Origin of the sequence: Streptomyces sp. NPDC017979, assembly GCF_044328175.1 — a bacterium.
In the GTDB taxonomy this organism is placed as follows: Bacteria; Actinomycetota; Actinomycetes; order Streptomycetales; family Streptomycetaceae; genus Streptomyces.
Genome location: NZ_JBIRGU010000008.1, coordinates 230,653 through 248,183, shown reverse-complemented (window position 1 = coordinate 248,183; position 17,531 = coordinate 230,653). Strand labels below are relative to the sequence as shown.

Here is a 17,531-nt window from a genome sequence, read left to right as displayed (position 1 = left end):
GGTCCTCACCCCCGCCGGGAGCGCGCTGCGGCCAGCGGAGGGCCTGCCGGAGCCGACCGGGGCATGCCGGACGGGCCGCACCGGCCTCGGCCCGGGCCGTGCCCTTGGGCCGCGGCCTCCACGGCGACGTCGCGGAACGCCCGTACCGTATTGGCCCAGGTGTACTCCGCCGCCAACTCCCTTGCCGCCCGCCCCATCGCCGACCTGCGCTCCTCGCTGAGCGCCAGCGAGGACCAGGCGGCGGCGAAGGCGCTCTCCCCGCGGGCCAGCACCCCGCTCACCCCGTCGGTGACCGAGTCCCGCAGTCCCGGCACGTCGAAGCCGACCGTCGGGGTCGACCGGATCGCCGCCTCCGTGACCACCAGGCCCCACCCCTCCACTGCCGAGGGGTGCAGCAGCAGCCAGGCCGAGCAGAGCAGTCGGTGCTTCTCCGCCTCCGTGACTCGGCCCGCGAACTCCACTCCGGCACCAGCGAGCTTCCTCAACCGGCCCGCCTCCGGGCCGTCTCCGACGATGACGAGCCGGCCGCCGGTCACCGGTCTGACCCGCTCCCACAGCCTCAGCAGCAGATCGATCCGCTTGTACTCCACGAGCCGCCCCATCGCGAGGAACAACGGCTCGGGCGAGCGCGGGTGTTGGGGTCCGGGCGCCTCCACACCGTTGTGCACGACGCGTATCCGGTGCTGGTCGACGCCGATGTCGCGCAGCGCCCCGGCCGTGGACGGGGACACCGCGACCATGAGGTTCCGCCGTTGTGCCTCCTTGAGGGCGAAGTGCTCCAGCCGGCGCCCGAGCCGACCGGCGGGCGCGAGGGCCCGACCGCCGAAGCGCATGTCCCACAGGTCGGTGTGGACGTGGTTGACCAGACACAGGGTCGGACCGCGATGCCACAGCGGCGCCAGATAGGGCATGCCGTTGCACACCTCGACCAGCAGGTCGCAGTCGCCGACGTGTTGGGCGAGGGCCCTGGGGGCCCGCAGGAAGTGGCCGAGGTCGCCGCCCGCCGACACCACGCGGTAGTCGCGTCGTGCGGCCGGGCCGCCGCAGACGAGCGTGACCTGGTGGCCGAGTCGGGTGAGCCCGTCGGCCAGTCGGTCGACCAGGATCTCGGAGCCGCCGGCTGCGGGGTTGCCGAGGTCGCGACGGGAGAGGAACACGATGCGGCGCGGCTCGGCGGGCGGCGCCGCATGAGGCTGAGCGGGCCGGGGACCGGCCGTGCGCAGCGAAGCGGGCACGTGCTGGGGCATTGGTGCTCCGACTCGTCTCAGGGGGCGGATCCGTGCGGTCGTGGTGCGGGGATCACGTTCGGCACGGGAGGGCGGAAAGGGGGTGGGGACGGAGAGGTGGCACGGGCGGGGCGGTACTCGGGGACGTACACGGCGGTACGGAGGTCGAGCGGGTCATGACCGGTGGCCGGGTCCGGGACCGTGCCGGGTACTGCTCGGCGCGGTCCCGACGGGGTTCCGGCCCCCGGGGCGAGCCGGCCCCGGAAAGGTGCCGGGGCCGCTCGGATGTGTCGGGGTCATGCACGGATGGTGTGGTCGGGTGGGTGGATGGACAGTTTTCGCCCCGCGGTTCGCTGCGGCTACTCACCGGCGTGACAAGTTCCGCACCGGTTACCGGCCGTACATCATCAGGAGGTGACAGATTCCGATACCGGGGTTGCTGCTGTGTCCACAGGACGCCCCCGGGACACCATGACCAGGCCCGCCACGGCCAGCAGCAGCCCCAGCCCGCCCGCCCCCGCGGGCGCCGTCACGCCGACCAGTTGGAGCTTGTCGTTGTCGGCCTTCGCCAGCTCGACCTGCTTCTTCTGCGTCTCCTCGGTGAACGCGATGCGGTCGCTCTTCAGCAGCACCACGGCATCGGACTTCGCGCCGGGCGCCCGCAGCGTCTTCACCGGCCCGATCGCCGCGAACAGGATCCGCCCGGTCTTCTGGTCCGCGACCAACTCGATGCGGTCGTTGGCGTACCACTCCTCGGCGTGCACCTGGCCGCGCTCCGGCTGGCCGACGAGCACCCCGGGCACCTGCCGCGTTCCGGTCTTCACCGGGGCGACCGAGCCGGTGAACAGGTACCCCTCATGGCCCTGGACCTTCGTCTTCTCCTTGAAGGCGAGCTCCACGGTGCCGCCGAGCGTGCTGTCCCACCAGCGGTAGGCGCGCTGCTTCACGTCGAACGGGAACTTCAGGTACGCCTCGCCCTCGAATCGGGGGGTCTCCCCGCAGCAGTGCACCGGGGCGTTGGTCTTCCGGTCGGTCACCCAGCGTTCCACGGTCCACTGGAACGCGTCGTGCGGATCCGACGCCGGCAGGGTGTCGTCGGTGTCGACGCTCGTCGACACGTCCCAGATGGCCCGGCCGCTGTCCTCGCTGTCGGCCACGTCGCCGCGGACCTTCCGGGTGATGGTGAGTTTTGTCTCGTTGACGGTTCGGACCTTCTTGGCGTCGAAGTAACTGCCCTGACCGGTGAAGACCGTGGTCACGTCGGTGTCGATCGGGGTGCGCTGGGCACGTGGCTCGACGTACCAGGCGAGCATCGCGGCCAGCACCAGCAAGAAGGTGCCGATGCCCAGTAGAACGAGCGAAACGGGTGAGGTGGTACGTCGCATCCGGGCACTCCAGAAGGGTTCGAGGCGGCTCGACACAGGGTCGGAAGAGCTCGCGAAATCTCGGGAAGAGCTGAGGTCACAAGGTGACCGAACGTGTGCTCGCGGGTGGCGAAAGTGCAGCCGCGGTATGGGCCGGGAACCGTAGGCGCACCCTTGACTAGGTGTCAATGCATTGCAGAGACTGGCTCCAGCCGGTCGGGGCCGGCACGCGCCGCACGGGAAGCACGATCGGGACCCGTGTCCGTTCACGACCAGGGGACTCGTGAGCACTGGCGCGGATCGTGTGGATCATCCATGGTGGGAACGACCTTTCGACCGGAAAGGCTGGACCCCCAGCATGCCCAGACTGCTCGCCGCCGCACTCACCGCCGTGGCCGCCGCGGCCCTCGCCGTGGGTGCGGCCCTCGGCGTCGTCGCCCTGCTCGACGCCACCCCGGACCAGCCCAACACCCCCCTCGTCACCTACGAGACGGCCCCCCGGGAGCGCTGACCCGTGCCCTCCCCCATCCCGGCCGTCGACCCCCCGGCCGCCAGCGCTGCCTCCGTCGGTGCGGAGGGCCGCGCCGCCCCGTCGCCCGGGGCCCGTTCCGCCTGGCACGACGTACCGCGCGGCAAGGTGCGCCAGTTCGCGGCACTCGCCGTCGCCGAGGCTCCCGCCCTGGCCGAGGACATCCTGCGGGAGATCCGCCGCGAGTACCCGCACGTCCCGGTCATCCTCGACGACTCCGGAGAGCCCAAGTCACTCATCGGGATCCGGCGCGCCATCGAGATCTTCGTGCTGCACCTGGAGACGACCGAGGACCGGCCCCGCGTCCACCCCGAGGTCTTCCAGGACTTCGGCCGCGGCGAGGGAATCGGCGGCCGCAGTCTCGAATCGCTCCAGGCCATCTACCGCCTGGGCGTCCGCCTCACCTGGCGGCGCCTCGCCGAGATCGGTCAGCGCGTCGAGATCCCGCCGCCGGCCATGTACGAACTGGTCGACGCGGGCTACGAGTACCTCGACGGCCTGGTGGACCAGTCGGTCCGCGGCTACGCGGAGGCCGCCGCCCGACAGGCCGGTGAACTCCTGCGGCTCCAGCGCGAGTTCATGGAACTCCTCCTCGCCGAGCACCGTCCGCGCTCCGCCGCCGGCCCGCACGAGATCGCCGCCGCCCTCGCGGAGCGCGCCCCGCGGATCGGCTGGGCGCTGCCGACGAAGGTCTCCGCCGGGGTGCTGTTGCGCCCCGCGCGTCAGGCCGTCGCACCCGCCGTGGGACAGGGCGTCCTCTTGGACATGGAGGCCGAACAGCCCCGCATCGTCGTCCCCGACCCGGACGCGGCGGGCCGTCCGGAACTGCTGCGGCGCGCCATGGCCGGCTGGGCCGGCGCGATCGGACCACCGGTCCCCCTCGTCGACGCCGCCAAGTCGCTGCGCTGGGCGGAGGCTGCCGTACGCCTCATGGAACGCGGCCTCCTCCCGGCGGGAGAGGTGCTGCACTGCACCGAGCACACCGAAGCCCTCGTGCTCCTCCAGCCGGAGGAGCTCATCGACGACCTGGCCCGCCGCGCCCTGGCACCGCTCGCCCAACGCGGCAGGACCCACGCCCGCCGCTTGGCCGAAACTCTCCTCGCCTGGCTGGAGACCCGTGGCGGCGCCCCCGAGATCGCGGGGCGCCTCGGGGTCCACCCCCAGACCGTCCGCTACCGACTCCGCCAGATCCGCGAGCTGTGGGGAGACGAGATCGACGACCCCGACCGCCGCTTCGAACTCGAACTGGTCCTCCGCGCCCAGCGGTTGCGCGGCGAGCTGGGCCGCTACTCCCCCTGACCCGCGGAGCGGGTCGCTGCGGGGCGTCGGCGGCTCAGGCTGTGCTCCCGTCGTCAACAGCGGTACTCGTGCCGGGCCGGGATCCGCTCCAGCGAAGGCGGACATCGAGGTGAACGCTGGTCTTCGCACTGGTGATGACGGCGCCCAGCTGCGTGTCGAGCGTGATGCCGAAAGACACTTCGACCTCCTCCGGGCACTGCGCTCGGGTACGGAACTCGGCGATCACCTCGGCGGCGGCGGAGGCGACCGGTGCGACGGCCTCGCGCAGTGTTCGCTGCGCGCCTTGCAGGCGTTGGCCCAGGCCGACGGCTCCGGTGCCGGTCCGTGCTGGTGCGGAGACGAGGACGACGGTGCCGTCGGAGAGGGCGAACTGGACTGCGTCGGACATGGGGCTCCTCGGTGGAAGGTCGACGGCGGGTGGCGCCCGTTCGGCTCCTGCCGAGCCGGGGTCAGTTCGGGGCACCGCAGATGGCAGTCGCGGGTACGGACGATGTGCTCAACCTCTCCTGCACGTTGCGGAGTTGGGAGAGCAGCGTGCTCAGGTTGTTGGTGCCGTCGGCGTAGTTGAGGACGGCCCGGTAGAAGGCTGCGGCGACGTCCGGGGCCATCGCGTCGGCGGCACTGAAGCACAGCCGGTAACCCGAACGTGGGTTCAGCATGGCGGCGATGCGCTGCTGGACCGCGTTGGCGTACCGGGTCACTTCGGAGTGGGCGGAGAAGGCGGAGGACCCGGATGCGTCGACCCACATTTGCTGGCCCGCCGCGCCGGCGAGGTAAGCGACGAAGCTGCGTGCGCTCGGATTGCCGTCCGCGAACATGCCGATGAAGTCGCCCGACACCTGTACGGGCCGGCTGGTGGGGGGCACGGCGAAGTCGAGCCGGGTGGGCTTCTCGCGGTCCGCTGCCAGAGCCGAGCGCGCGCCTTGGGCCAGTTGGCAGGTGGGGGCGGACGTGGTCATCGCCTGGGTCGCCTCGGCGAAGCCCCTCTTGGACGCGTCCTTGAAGGCCGGCTCCCCCAGCAGCTCGCGCCAGCGCAACCAGGCCCGCTCGACCTCGGGGGACGTCCACAGCAGTGAACCGGACACCCATCGGGCGTAGGCGTCGGCGCCCGTGTCGGCGAGCATGAGGTCGGCGATCCAGTCGGCCCCCGGCCAACCGGAGGTCGGGCCGGAGGCAAGGCCGAGGCACCAGGTGAGGCCGGATCCGTTCGCGAAGCCCGCGAGCGCGTCGGTCGAATCGGTGCGGGGCTTCGGAGTGGTTGTGGAGTCGTACCAAACGAGGCTCTTGACGTCGACCTTGACCGGTATCGCGTACGTCGTGCCCTTCACCTGGGCGAGGCCCCGGAAGGGCTGGAGGTAGGCGCCGATGTCGACGGTGTCCGCATCGAGCGGCTGGAGACCGCCCTCCTCACCCGCGTACCGCACGATGGCGCTCACACTGGGCAGCACGGCGAGGTCCGGCGGGGAGCCCACCTTGACCGAGGCGTCGAGTTGCTGGGTGAGTGCCCGGGTGACCTGGACGTCGACCCTGATGCCCGTGTCGTGCTCGAAGTCCTTGACGAGCGAGTAGAACGCCTGGAACTCGGCCCCTTGCGTCCATGGAACCATGATGGATACGCGTTCGCGTGAATCCGAGCCGGCACATCCCGATACGGCCAGCACCAGGCCGAGGGCCACGAGCACGCGACACAGCCTGGAACCGAGGTGGTGCGGCGCCCTCGTTACGGGTGTCGTCATGGGCGCGGGAACCTGTACTCGGCGAGGCGGGGGCGGTACGCCAGGTGGTTCAGGACGCCGGCCACCACGAGCGCCAGGAGCGCACCGGTCATGGTCACGGGATGCCCGACCGTCGGGTGGGCGGTGAGGCGGCCCTCGTCCCACGCGGTGAGGCCGGCCGAGGCGACGGCGACGCCCGCGGTGAGGGCGAAGGCCCAGAGGAGCCGTGGGCTGACGTGGCGGTGGAAGTGGCGTGCCAGGATCCGGGCGGTGGCGAGGATCAGCGCGAGCATCATGACCAGCGGAGCCGTGGCCAGGCTCCAGAGTTGGACCGGGTCGAGCCAGCCCTCGTCCCGATGCCGCGCCAGACTGCTGCTCTGCATCTCCTTCAGGTCTGCGAGGGAGGCGTGCAGCCCACCGGTGCCGGGAATCGGCCGGCCCGTGTCGGGATCCTTCAGGTGCGGGGCGGTCAGTGCGTCGAGCGCGGTCTTGACGCCTGACCGACCGCTGCGCTGGTGCTCGCGGACCGCCGTGGCGGTGAGTTCCAGGGAGGTGGTCAGCTGCCCGTGGACGAACTGGATCTGTTTCCGGCCGGCTGCCCCGGCCGCGTTGCCCTGGGCGGCGGCCGTGACGAGGGTGCTGATGCGCGCGGTGGCGTTCGCGAACGTCGTGCCGGCACCGATCAGTTCGAGCTGACCGGTGTCGGCCGTTCCCAGCGCCGTGCCCGCGTCCTCTGCCGCTTCCATCGCCCGGTCGATGCCGGCGACCGCCGCGTTCGTGCGCTGTGCTGAGGTGATCTCCCGCCCGCCGTCGATGGCCACCAGGAGGTACACGACGGCGGTCGCGCACACCATGGCCGACATGCTCGCGCGCAGCCAGCGCAGCAGCCGGGTCGGATGCACGCACCGCAGCCTCCGCCATGTCTCGACCAGGCGGCGCCCTGCGGAGAGGCCCGACGCCCGACCGGCCGTGACGCTCATCCGACGGCCTCCGCGCCCTCGCCGTCGACATGGCGGCCGCAGTGCTCGCAGTACTGGGCGTCGCGGGCGACGAGGGCTGCGCCGCAGTGCGGACAGCGGCTTCGAGGGACCCTCGCGGGCGGGGCAGCGCTCTGGTCCGTCGCATCCACGGGCGGGGGGCCGGTGCGCGTTGAGTCCAGCCCGAGCCGTTGCATCTCGCCGCGCGTCACATTCCGCCGTACGATCGCTCGGCCGTCGGGGGCCGTGCCCGCCACTGCTCGCAGCAGCCGCTGCCGTCGTTCGTCGCCGAGTTCTGCGGCGAGTCCCAAGGCGAGGCGCAGTTCCCGGTCGGCACGCTCGTCGTCCTTCTGCTCGTGCGCATCGGCGCAGGCCCGCATCGCCATGCCGAGTTCCTGTTCCGTCTGCACTCGGGTGTGGTAGGTGGGCACTGGGTGCTCGAAGGCTGGGTTGGACCGCCGCCGTACGACGAGGGCCTGTCCCGGCGTGCAGGGCAGGCGCCCCCGGCCGTCGGCGGGTTCCGCGTGCAGCACGATCCGGGCGGCTCTCAGCTTCTCGTCGACGGGCAGCGTCTTGGCCTCGAAACGCAACGACATCTGATACTGGCGGACGCCCGGGGACCAGGCGCCGAGGGGAACGTGGATCTCGTCGCCGCGCCACTGCAACTGACGCGTCAGGTCGGCCTGTACGGGGCGGGTCTGCCGGACGAACCCGAGGTCGAGGCGTTCGTTGAGCCGTAGGCCCAGGTAGAGGCGGGGTACGACGACACGCTGGGCCTGTTTCATGAGGCGTACGAAGTCGCCCGTGAGGTCGGCAATGTCCACGACGGCCTCGGCCGTCCCGTGCAACGCCTCCGCGATGCGCAGGAGTTCGCGGTAGTTCCAGTCCTCGCCGAGTCCGCGCACGTCGCAGGTGAACTGGTCGGTGCAGGCCGCGAGGGCGGCGTCGAGTTCTTCGGGGCTCTCGTGCTCGTCCTTGCCGTCGGTGTAGAGGACGGCGTGGCGTACGGCGCCGGGATCGGTCAAGGTGTCGAAGAGCCGGCGGGCACAGTCCAGCCAGGTGCCGATCGCCGTTCCGCCAGCGGCCAGTTGGGCCGCCACCCGGGCCTTCGCCTCCCGCTTGTGCGCGGCGTCGACCCGTACGAGACCGCCGTCCGGCGGATAGATCACCTCAGCTGCGTGGTGGCCCGCCACGATCCCGAAGAGCGTCCCCTCGCGCAGGGTGTCGACGGCGGCGCAGATCGCCCGCTTGGCCTCGTCGAGCCTGCCGAGTCCGGCCATCGACAGCGAACGGTCCATGATGAGGACTTCGGCGCTGGGCACGGGGGCGGGCCGGGCGTTCTGCTCTGCGCGGGCGCGTACGGTGACGAGGGCGTCGAACCGCGTCGCGTCGAGCGCCAGGTCTGTCGGCGCGTCGACTTCCACCGTGACGTCGAGCGCCGCACGCGATAGGTCCCCCATCGGTCCTCACGACCCCCCTCGTCGCACCCGACCGCCGTGTGCAGCGGGAGTGTAGCGCCTCCGCTCACGCCCCGGAATGGCCCGGGCGCGCCTCGTTCACCGCCCGGTGTGCACGCTCTTGCCGCCTTTTGTGCCGTACGGACCACGGCCACTGCGGTTCCGGGCGCAGTCGGTTGGCGAGGTCGACGAGGGCGACGAACTCCCGCTCGGCGGGAGAGTGCCGGGCGAGAGCACGGATCGCTTCGGACAACGCGAGGCGGTCGCCATGGCGCAGGAACTCCGCGTGGGCCAACTCGACTTGCAGCGCCGAGCGTTCGGCGCCGTCCACGTCGAGCGCCTCCAGCAACGAGCGGGCCCCGGCCAGGTCGTCCGCACCGGACGCCGGCCCGAGCCGGGACACCAGGAGACGGAAGGCCGCGATGCGCGCCTCGCGTTCGAAGCGGATCTCCTGCGACAGTTCGTCGACGATCCGCACGGCGCGCTCGGTGCCGCCGGTGCGGTACGCGACGCGGGCCAGGCCGAATCCGGCCGCCCCGAGTGCCGGGGTGGTGCCGAAGACGGTGGCGTAGTGCGACTCGGCCACCGCGTGGTCACTGAGCAGTTCCGCACACAGGCCCAGCGCGAGTTGCGGGATCAGCTCACCGGGAAGGGCGCCGCGCACCCGGGTGAAGTGCACCGTCGCGCCCGGCACGTCCGCCTCCTTCGCCATGAGCGCCATCAGGCCCGCGTACCAGTGACGGAGCCAGTGCCCCTCGGGAAGCGGTACGTCTCGGAGGGCCTGTGGCGCGCTGTCGGTGTCCGCCGCGCGCAACAAGCGTCGACATTCGGCCAGGTGACCCAGCACCCCTGCGGACACCCTGGGGTCGTCGGCGTCGCCCAGCGGCATCGGCAGCGCCGCCGCGATCTCGCGAGGGTCGGGAGTGGAGATGGACGACGGCAGGGTCAGACGTACGTCGCCGTCCGCTGCGTCCGCCGTGCTGCGCTTGGCTCCCGCTTGTTCCACGGTCGCACTGGTCCAGTGGTCGAAGGGTCGGGCCGCACCGACGCCGCCGTGGAGGGACGCATGAAGCGGGCCGAACAGCGCCGAGGCACGGGTCACGCGGCGGCCGGCCGGCGGCGCCGCCACGACCTGCCGGATCACACCGCTGAGCTGCTCGCCGAACTGGCGCGCCGAGCTGAACCGGCGGGCCGGCCCGTCGGCGTGGGTGGCGCGCTCCAGGAGCAGCGCGAGCGACCGGATCCCGGGTGCGGACGGATCTGCCGTGTAATCGCGGCACGCCTCCTTCAGCGTCATGCCGAGCCCGTACAGATCGAAGCCGGGTGTGGGGCCGTCCTCGTACTCCGCGTCCCCCGGCAGTGGCGCGTACCTCTCGGTGTACTCGGCCATCGGCTCCCGGTCCGTGACGGACCGCACCGCACCGAAGTCGATGAGTCGAACCCGGTCGAGCGGGCCCGAGGGCCCCGCCTCGTGGAAGCGGATGATGTTCAAGGGCTTGACGTCGCAGTGCAGCAGTCCGCGGGCGTGCAGGTAGTCGAGCGCCTGGAGCAGGCGCAGACCGTGCGCGAGGAGGGTCTGGAGCCGGTCGCCGCGTCGCGCGGACAGCGCGGTGCCGGGTACGTACTCAAGCACCAGGTACGTGCGTCCGTGCTCCTCCTCGTAGCCGAGGATGCGGATGATGGCGTCGTGCCGGAGCCCGACCAGGGCGTCGCGTTCCTTGTCTGACCGCGCGAGCGAGGTGCGCAGTTCCTTGAGGACGACATCGGTGTCGAGGTTTCGGTGGTGGGCGAGGTAGGCCGCGCCGTACGAGCCCTGGCCGAGCAGGCGCCGGACCTCGTACCGCCCCGCGATGACGAGGCCCGCGACGTGGGCGAAGTCGAAGCGGGTGCCGCAGCGCGAGCAGAACCCCGCCGTCCGGCCGGCACGGCCGTCATGGCCGCGTCCGACGGGCCGCCCGCAGCCGGGGTTGGCGCAGAAGCGGTGCTCCTCGGCAAGCGGTGCGCTGTCCGCCCGCGGCGCCGGCGCATCGGCGTCCGTCGCGTCCGGGGCGGGGAGGTCGTCGACCAGGGTGAGGCCGTACCAGGGGTCCGGGCGCACCTGCGCCACGCCGACGGCCGCCGGTCTCGACGGCGCTGGCTCAGAGCCCGGACCGTGGGGCAGCGGCTCCCTGTCGCACCTGGTGCAGAAGCCCTGTTCGTCGATGGTGCCGAGTCCGCATTCGGGGCGGTTGCACACCGCCATGGTCTCAACCTCCTTCACTCCGGCCGTCCCCTTCGATCCGTTGGTTGACGGCCGTGATGAAGCGTGGGACGCGTCGCCTGGCCGCCGCGAGGTCGACGGGCACGTGCTGCAGTGCGCGCGCCGCGGCCACGTACAGCTCGCCGAGACGCAGGTCCTCGGGCCCGAACAGACGTGCAGCGCGGACGCGGTGCAGTTCCAGGGCGACGGTGAGGTCCTCGCGCTCGGTCTCCATCTCCCGCAGCGCGTCGGCGTATCGAGCGACGGCGGCACGGGCGGTCACCGCACGAGCCTCGACGGCGGCGATCTCGGCGTTCGGGCGGGTGCCTCGGGCGACGGCGAGCCGGACGTTCAGCCGGGGCGCGCAGCTCGCCGGCAGGCGCGGCGGTGCCAGGAACCTCGACCCCACGGCCCGCTGCAGCGCCAGCGCCTCGTCCTCGGCTGCGCCCAACTCGTCAACGACCGCCCGGGCCCTCGCCTCGTTGGCTGACCCCGGCACGTTGCCGGCGGGCAAGGGGGTCGGGTCGAGGTGCACGTCGTACGCGAGGTCATCGGGCGGTGCTCCCTCGAAGCCGAGGACGAGCCGCAGCCCGCGCGGGCGGGCACGCAGGGCCAGCGGTGCGAGGAGTTCCGTGACGAGCCCTACGGGATCGACGGCGCGGTCCACGCCGTCCACCATCAGGCAGGGCGGCGGCCTGCGGTGCAGCAGGTCGTCCACCAGTTCCGCGACGCTTCCGTGTGCGCTGAAGCCGAACCGTCTCGCGAGGTACGCGCGGACGTCGCCGGTGGATCTGCCGCGTGCGTCGAATGCTGCGTCGACGACGCCGAAGCTGAGCACGGTGCCGGCGGGCGCGCCGGTGCGTTCGTCCTGGTCCCCGTCGGCTCGGCCGGCCGGGCCGGACGTGCGCGCGAGCCGCACCAGCCACGACGATCCCGCTCCGGTGGCGCTGCCGGTGCCCACGAGGACGGTGCCCACCCGATCCGCGTCGAACAGCCGGGTCAACTCCCTGGTCAGCGCGAGTTGCAGCGGATCGTCCAGGTCCACGCCGGGCAGGTCGCCGGAGCCGAAGTCGTCGATGCCGTCGCCGCCGGAGAACGCGTCGAGCCGCGGCAGGTACGACAGGATCGTCTCGGTCGGGAGCATCCAGGCCGCCTTGACGTCCTCGTGGACGAAATCGGCGACCACGATGCCGATGACCCGCCCCTCGAACTCCCCGTCGAGCGCCATCACCCCGGCGCCCGAATAGCCCGGCTCGATCCACGGATCGCCCTCGCGAACGCGCTTGAGCATCCCCCACTCCCCTTCGCGCCCCCCGGAGCCGGCCAGTTCGGCATCGACTCCGACTCCGTACGGCTCGACGCCCGGGAATCCGTAGACGCGCACCCTGCCACCGGAGATGGGCACCTTCCACAGTTCGGTGCGAATGCCGCAGCCGGCCCGCTCGTCGAGCTCAAGCAGTGTCACGTCCCCGCGACGAGTCCCGTTGCGGAACACCCAGGCGCCGGGTGCCACGCGCGCGGTACGGGTCCACTCGGGACTGCACACCGTGCTCCTCACCCGGACGCGCCCCGCCGGTCCGCCGGGGTGACCACCGGCCTGCTCAACCACGTGCGCGCACGTCAGGACGGAACGTTCGTCGAGCAGCACGCCGGCCCCCAACGGGACACCCCGCTCGTCGTCGATCCTCACGCGCCACGGCCTGTCCCGATGGTCATGCTGCGTCATGTACCCACGGTAGATGCACAGTTGGCGCCCGGGGCGTGAATCCGCGCTTGGTCCTTCCGCGCGAGGCAACTGGCTGCGTTCAGAGCCCAGCAAGTCGTGAACGGAGTCCCGTCATGGCAACACATGCCACTGACGTGACGGTCTGCAACCGGCTCACGAAACCCGCGCCAGCCCCCAGTTCAGACCGTCAATGCCAGTCCGCCGCCGTGGGCCGCCGGCCACGGGCAGTCCCGCCGCTCTGCACAGGCGGCACCTCGGGAGCCGTACGGAGAGTGGAGCGCAGGCCGCTCCGCAGGCCGGGATGTAGTCGGCGCCCCGCATCGGCGGGGCGCCGACTACGTCGCCGCACCTACTTGGAGGTGGCGTCCAGTGCGGCGAGCGCCTGGGCCCAGCGCACGTACTTCAAGCCGGCCAGGTCGGAGACCGTCTTCACGCCGAATGCCTCCTGAAGGAGTTCACCGTCCCGGTCGGACACTCCCTTGAGTGCAGAAACGGGCGCGGCAAGGATCTCCGGCAGACCCTTGTCCGCCCACGCCTTGTCCAACACCTTCTCCAGGTCGATCGAAGCCACGACAGCCCTCCCAGGGCGCAATGAATCAATGGTCCGGGCGGCCTGCTGCGGTCACCGCACCCGGCGGATGACGAGCCGTTCAAAGACTGCACGCCTCCCGCCGCCGCCCGCAGGGCAGCCGGGAACAACCGACCCGCCCCTCGCGATTTCTACACGCATGTAGAAGCATAGGGGCGGGGCGCCCTACGCGCACCGCGCCCCGACCGAACGCTCCAAGACGTCCGAAAAGCGTCCCGGTCAGGCGAGGCTGACCACTGCTCTCGCCTTCCCTCCCGCCCCTCAGTCCCGGGAGAGTCACCATGAAGACCCTGCTGTGACTGCCGCTCTTGGTCGCCCTCGTCGTCAACGTCTTCCTGGCTCATCTGGGACGGCTCGCTGCGAGCCTTGGCGAGCGCGGGCTCCGTTCTGTTCAACCTGGCCATGACCGCAGGACCGCTGCCCCCGCCCAGCCGCCGTGCAAAGACCGGCACCTAGGGCGTCCGCTCGGCGGCGGCCGTCGTGGCGGTGCCGAGGACGAAGAGGGCGACCGCCGTCAATGCGATGGTGCGGCTTCGGGCGTTCTCCATGGCGACTCCCTTTGTCCGCTCTGCGACCCATGCAAGGAAATGCACCGGTCCGAGGTTGACCCAAGGGCTCGGAAAGCGGGACCAGTTCCCACGGAGGGGCGCCGCGGCCTGCGTGTCGTCCTGTTCTTGCCCGCTTTCCCAGGTTCTTTCGTTTCGTCGACCACAGACCAACTACCCGGGTTCAGGCCCTCACCCTGCCGGTGTCGTAGGCCCACAGTGCGATCTCGACCCTGTTTCGGGCGCCGATTTTGGTCAGCAGGCTCGCGACGTGGGTTTTGACGGTCGTCAAGCCGATGAACAACTCGGCGGCGATCTCGGCGTTCGTGCAGCCACGGGCGACCAGCGCCAGTACCTCCTCCTCGCGTTCGGTGAGCGGCTCGATCGGTTGGGTCCGTCGGCTTGACGGTTCCCTGGCGGCGAGGGTGGCCAACAGCCGCCGGGTGATGTTCGGCGCGATCAGGGCATCGCCGGCGGCGGCGGCGTGGACAGCCTGGACGAGCAGCGCCGGCCCGGCGTCCTTGAGCAGAAAGCCTCGGGCGCCGGCCCGGAGCGCGCCCTGGATGTACTCGTCGAGGTCGAATGTCGTGATCACCACTACCGCGATGGGGTCCGGGACGCCCCGCCCGGCGAGACGCTTGGTCACCTCGATGCCGTCGAGCCCGGGCATCTGGATGTCGACCAGGCACACGTCGGGGCGGAGCCGGTGCGCCAGCTCGACGGTGGCGTGGCCGTCGGCGGCCTGGCCGACGACCTCGATGTCGAGCTGTGCGTCAAGGATCATCGAGAGGCCGGTGCGCACCAGATCTTGGTCGTCGGCCACCAGGACGCGTACCGTCATCGGCGCGCCTCCGTCGGCATTTCGGCGTCGACCGCCCACCCGCCCTCGGGCGCCGGCCCGGCACGCAGCGTGCCGCCGAGCAGTTGCACGCGCTCGGTCATCCCCAACAGCCCGAAGCCGTGGTTCACCGGCCCTGCCGGGGCGATCTGTCCGTCGTCGGTCACGCGTAGTCGCAGCCTTCCCGCGTCCTCTGCGACCCGGATCTCCACCCGCGAGGCGTCGCGGGCGTGCCGCAGGGCGTTGGTCAGTGCCTCTTGCGCCAGCCGGTAGACCGCCGCGTCGACCTGGGGCGGAAGTCCGTCCATGCCGTCCGGCACCTCCACGTCGACGACCGGGAGCGGGGCGCGTCGGGCGAGGGACACCAGGTCGGCAACGCCGGGCTGGGGGGCACACTCCGCCGGCGCTCCGTCGCGCAGCACCCGGACCATCGCCCGCATCTCCGCGAGCGTCCGCGACGCCTCCCCTTCGATGACCACCAGCGCCTCAAGCGCCGCTTCAGGTCGCTGCCCGGCCATCGCCCGGCCCGCCTGCGCCTGCACAGCGATCGCCGAGACGTGGTGGGCGACGACGTCGTGCAGCTCGCGCGCGAGGCCGACCCGCTCCTGGCTGCGGCTCTGGTCCAACGCCCGGCGCCAGCTCTCGGCACGGTAGCGGAACGCCGCTCCGCCCGCCGCCGCTGCCGCCAAGACGCCGAATCCGCCGATGACGTCGGCCGGCCCGGCGGAGTCGGCGACCGTACTGATTCCCGCAGCGACCGCCACCACCGCCAACCCGATCACGATCTCGCGCCCTGAGCCCCAGCGGACCAGCGCGTAGACGAGCACCAGGAAGTAGATCATCGTGTCGAGGCCCACGCTCGGGGCCCCGCCCGACAGGCTCGCCAGCCCCAACGCCATCGCGGTACCGAAGGCCACCACGACACAGGCCAACGGGTGGGTACGCCGCCACAGCAGCACCGGCGCAAGTCCGACCGCCACGATCGTCGCAAACGGCCGCCAGGCGACGTCGCCCCGGAAGGCTCCTTCGAGCAGCGCCGTCACCAGCACCACCCCGACCAGCACCCAGTCGCGTGACACACGTTCGGGAGCATCCGTGGCACGGGGCTCGACCCACAGCGAACTCAGGGCGTTGACGGTCACACACCCAGCCTAGGGGCCGCCGAGGCGTCGGGGACCGACCGAAAGAACGAGACACCGCCTCTCCGACCGACCGAAAGAACGAGACGCCGCTTCTCCCAACGGCCGAGGCGGATCCGGCCTCGACGCCGATGCGCCCGCCGCCGGACTCAGTGATCGTGGGCCCAGCAGCCCTCACCACAGCAACGGAGCCTACGATGAGAACGCGTCAACCCACCGCGACCGCACGGGAAAACCAGCCGATCCCGGTGAGAGCCAAACTCGCCGCAGCGTGGACGAGCTTCATGTTCCTGTACGTCTACGTGGACATTCTCGCCTTCTTCAAACCCGGCGTCATCAAAGACATCGAGGCCGGCATCGTCTGGGAGTTCAACATCAGCCAGACGCTGTTGACCACCTTCCTCGTGCTCATGGCGATCCCGATCCTCATGGTCGTGCTGTCGATGACGCTGCCCGCCCGGGCGAACCGCATCACGAACCTCATCGTGGCCTCGATACAGGTCCCCTTCGCGGCGTTCAACGCGGCAGGCGAGTCCTGGACGTACTTCTACGGTCTCGGCGTCGCACTGGAAGTGATCCTTCTCGCCCTCATCCTGCGGTACGCCTGGACCTGGCCCCGCACCACACCGTCGGCGACCACGGCGAGCAGCCCGGACCGTGAAACCATGCGCGCCCACCAGCAAGCGTGAACCCGAGAGCAGTCCCCGCCCTGTTCGGAATCGTCTGCCTCGGTGCTGCGCTGAGGGCCGGCACCTCGTCACGGAAGTGCCTCTACTGCTAGATCACCGTCGAGGGCGACGGCCGCTGCTCGCGGCGGGCGTGTCCGCGGTCACGCCGGGAGTTCCGCGACGAAGACGAACTCGCGGCCCGGGCGGTCCGGAGCGTCGCGAACCTCGGGGGCGCGAAAGCCCGCCGCCAGGAGGTCCGTGGCGACCTCGTCGCGGGTGCGGAAGCGGAGCGTCGAATCCGAAGTCAGAACAGCTCCCGAGGCACGGAAGACACAGGTGTGACGAAACGTCACCAAGGGTTCTTCAACGGCCAGGACGTCGAACCAGTTCTCGACCTCGCCGGCACCGGGGACGTCCACGACCTCGTACGACTCCGCCCGCGTCCAGGACTCCCAACCCCGGCGGGCCGGGTCGCGGGTCTCGAAAACCAGCCGACCGCCCGGACGCAGGGCGTCGCGGGCGGCCCGGAGCGTGGCGGTCCACTCCGTGGACGAGGTGATCTGCTGGGCGACGTTCGCCGTCATCGTCGCCAGGTCGAACTCCGGTGGCGGCGACGTGGGGGCCGCGGTCGCGTCCCCGTGGATCCACCGCACGCGGTCCGCGCCCGGCTTCGCCCGGGCCACGTCCAGCGACGCCCGCGCCGGGTCGACGCCCGTCACCTCGGTCCCTCGGTCCGCGAGCAGCAGGGCGAAAACTCCCGTGCCGCAGCCGATGTCCAACACCCGGCGCGCCCCGAACTCGGCCGCCATCGCGAGATAGGCGTCGAGATCGCTGCGGTCCGGGTGGAGCTGATCGTAGATCGAGGCGAGTCGGTGGTCCTGGAAGATCTCGTCAGCCATGGGGCCGACCGTACAGCGACGCGGTGCGGGAAAGCCCGCGGTTTTCGGTACGTGAGGGTGTGCGTGCTGCCCTTTCACGGTGGCCGGGGCCGCTGATGCGTCGTTCATCGGAGCCCGCGGTTCGTGGCCGTCGGGTCGGTGCCGCGGGCGTCGTGGCTTCGTGGGTACGCCTCACCGGACGTTCCTGCCCGGCCGACGAGCAGGGCCCGGGCAACACTGGCCTCCCGATCCCCCTCAGCACTGTGGCCGCGGAGGCGGGCACGCGCATGGGTTGTGATCAGGGGCCGGGCCGGGAGTGCGACGTGCACTGGGGTTGGTCCT

The 17,531-nt window shown here is 71.4% G+C and carries 15 protein-coding genes; 3 read left to right on the top strand and 12 right to left on the bottom strand.

What is annotated here, in order from left to right:
• Positions 1–5 precede the first annotated feature (5 nt).
• Positions 6–1,247, bottom strand: a complete 1,242-nt coding sequence (locus ACH4E8_RS22005) for a glycosyltransferase family 4 protein (protein ID WP_398450663.1) — start codon at positions 1,245–1,247, stop codon at positions 6–8.
• A gap of 386 nt (positions 1,248–1,633) precedes the next feature.
• Positions 1,634–2,611, bottom strand: coding sequence for a DUF3068 domain-containing protein (locus tag ACH4E8_RS22000; RefSeq protein WP_398450661.1), 978 nt, complete (start codon positions 2,609–2,611; stop codon positions 1,634–1,636).
• A gap of 337 nt (positions 2,612–2,948) precedes the next feature.
• Here ACH4E8_RS22000 and ACH4E8_RS21995 point away from each other — a divergent pair, with 337 nt between their 5' ends.
• Positions 2,949–3,101, top strand: coding sequence for a hypothetical protein (locus ACH4E8_RS21995; RefSeq protein ID WP_361966671.1), 153 nt, complete (start codon positions 2,949–2,951; stop codon positions 3,099–3,101).
• 126 nt (positions 3,102–3,227) lie between these two features.
• On the top strand, positions 3,228–4,418 hold the full coding sequence (locus tag ACH4E8_RS21990; protein ID WP_398450805.1) for a helix-turn-helix domain-containing protein: 1,191 nt from the start codon (positions 3,228–3,230) through the stop codon (positions 4,416–4,418).
• A 34-nt stretch (positions 4,419–4,452) separates the two neighbouring features.
• On the opposite strand, the gene ACH4E8_RS21985 is transcribed toward ACH4E8_RS21990, so the two are convergent.
• From ACH4E8_RS21985 to ACH4E8_RS21945, 9 genes are all read right to left on the bottom strand, one after another.
• Entirely contained in the window at positions 4,453–4,806 is a 354-nt protein-coding gene (locus tag ACH4E8_RS21985; protein WP_398450659.1) for a CU044_2847 family protein, read from the bottom strand.
• Positions 4,807–4,867: 61 nt separating this feature from the next.
• Positions 4,868–6,025, bottom strand: coding sequence for an extracellular solute-binding protein (locus tag ACH4E8_RS21980; RefSeq protein ID WP_398450657.1), 1,158 nt, complete (start codon positions 6,023–6,025; stop codon positions 4,868–4,870).
• A gap of 125 nt (positions 6,026–6,150) precedes the next feature.
• Entirely contained in the window at positions 6,151–7,035 is an 885-nt protein-coding gene (locus tag ACH4E8_RS21975) for a hypothetical protein (RefSeq protein ID WP_398450655.1), read from the bottom strand.
• 74 nt (positions 7,036–7,109) lie between these two features.
• Positions 7,110–8,570 (bottom strand): VWA domain-containing protein, encoded by a 1,461-nt coding sequence (locus tag ACH4E8_RS21970; RefSeq protein ID WP_398450653.1) that lies wholly within the window; start codon positions 8,568–8,570, stop codon positions 7,110–7,112.
• A 64-nt stretch (positions 8,571–8,634) separates the two neighbouring features.
• Positions 8,635–10,809, bottom strand: a complete 2,175-nt coding sequence (locus tag ACH4E8_RS21965; RefSeq protein ID WP_398450651.1) for a tetratricopeptide repeat protein — start codon at positions 10,807–10,809, stop codon at positions 8,635–8,637.
• Between the two features lie 4 nt (positions 10,810–10,813).
• Positions 10,814–12,532: a trypsin-like serine peptidase gene (locus ACH4E8_RS21960; protein ID WP_398450649.1), complete on the bottom strand. Its 1,719-nt coding sequence runs from the start codon at positions 12,530–12,532 to the stop codon at positions 10,814–10,816.
• Positions 12,533–12,881: 349 nt separating this feature from the next.
• Positions 12,882–13,103, bottom strand: a complete 222-nt coding sequence (locus ACH4E8_RS21955) for a hypothetical protein (protein ID WP_398450647.1) — start codon at positions 13,101–13,103, stop codon at positions 12,882–12,884.
• A gap of 747 nt (positions 13,104–13,850) precedes the next feature.
• Positions 13,851–14,507, bottom strand: coding sequence for a response regulator (locus ACH4E8_RS21950; protein WP_398450646.1), 657 nt, complete (start codon positions 14,505–14,507; stop codon positions 13,851–13,853).
• On the bottom strand, positions 14,504–15,646 hold the full coding sequence (locus ACH4E8_RS21945; RefSeq protein ID WP_398450644.1) for a sensor histidine kinase: 1,143 nt from the start codon (positions 15,644–15,646) through the stop codon (positions 14,504–14,506). Before ACH4E8_RS21945 ends, ACH4E8_RS21950 begins: the two co-directional genes overlap by 4 nt.
• Positions 15,647–15,840: 194 nt before the next feature.
• Here ACH4E8_RS21945 and ACH4E8_RS21940 point away from each other — a divergent pair, with 194 nt between their 5' ends.
• Positions 15,841–16,332 carry a DUF6326 family protein gene (locus ACH4E8_RS21940; RefSeq protein ID WP_398450642.1) on the top strand — a complete coding sequence of 164 codons (492 nt, stop codon included), beginning with the start codon at positions 15,841–15,843 and terminating at the stop codon, positions 16,330–16,332.
• A gap of 140 nt (positions 16,333–16,472) precedes the next feature.
• On the opposite strand, the gene ACH4E8_RS21935 is transcribed toward ACH4E8_RS21940, so the two are convergent.
• Entirely contained in the window at positions 16,473–17,210 is a 738-nt protein-coding gene (locus ACH4E8_RS21935; protein ID WP_398450640.1) for a class I SAM-dependent methyltransferase, read from the bottom strand.
• Positions 17,211–17,531: the final 321 nt, after the last annotated feature.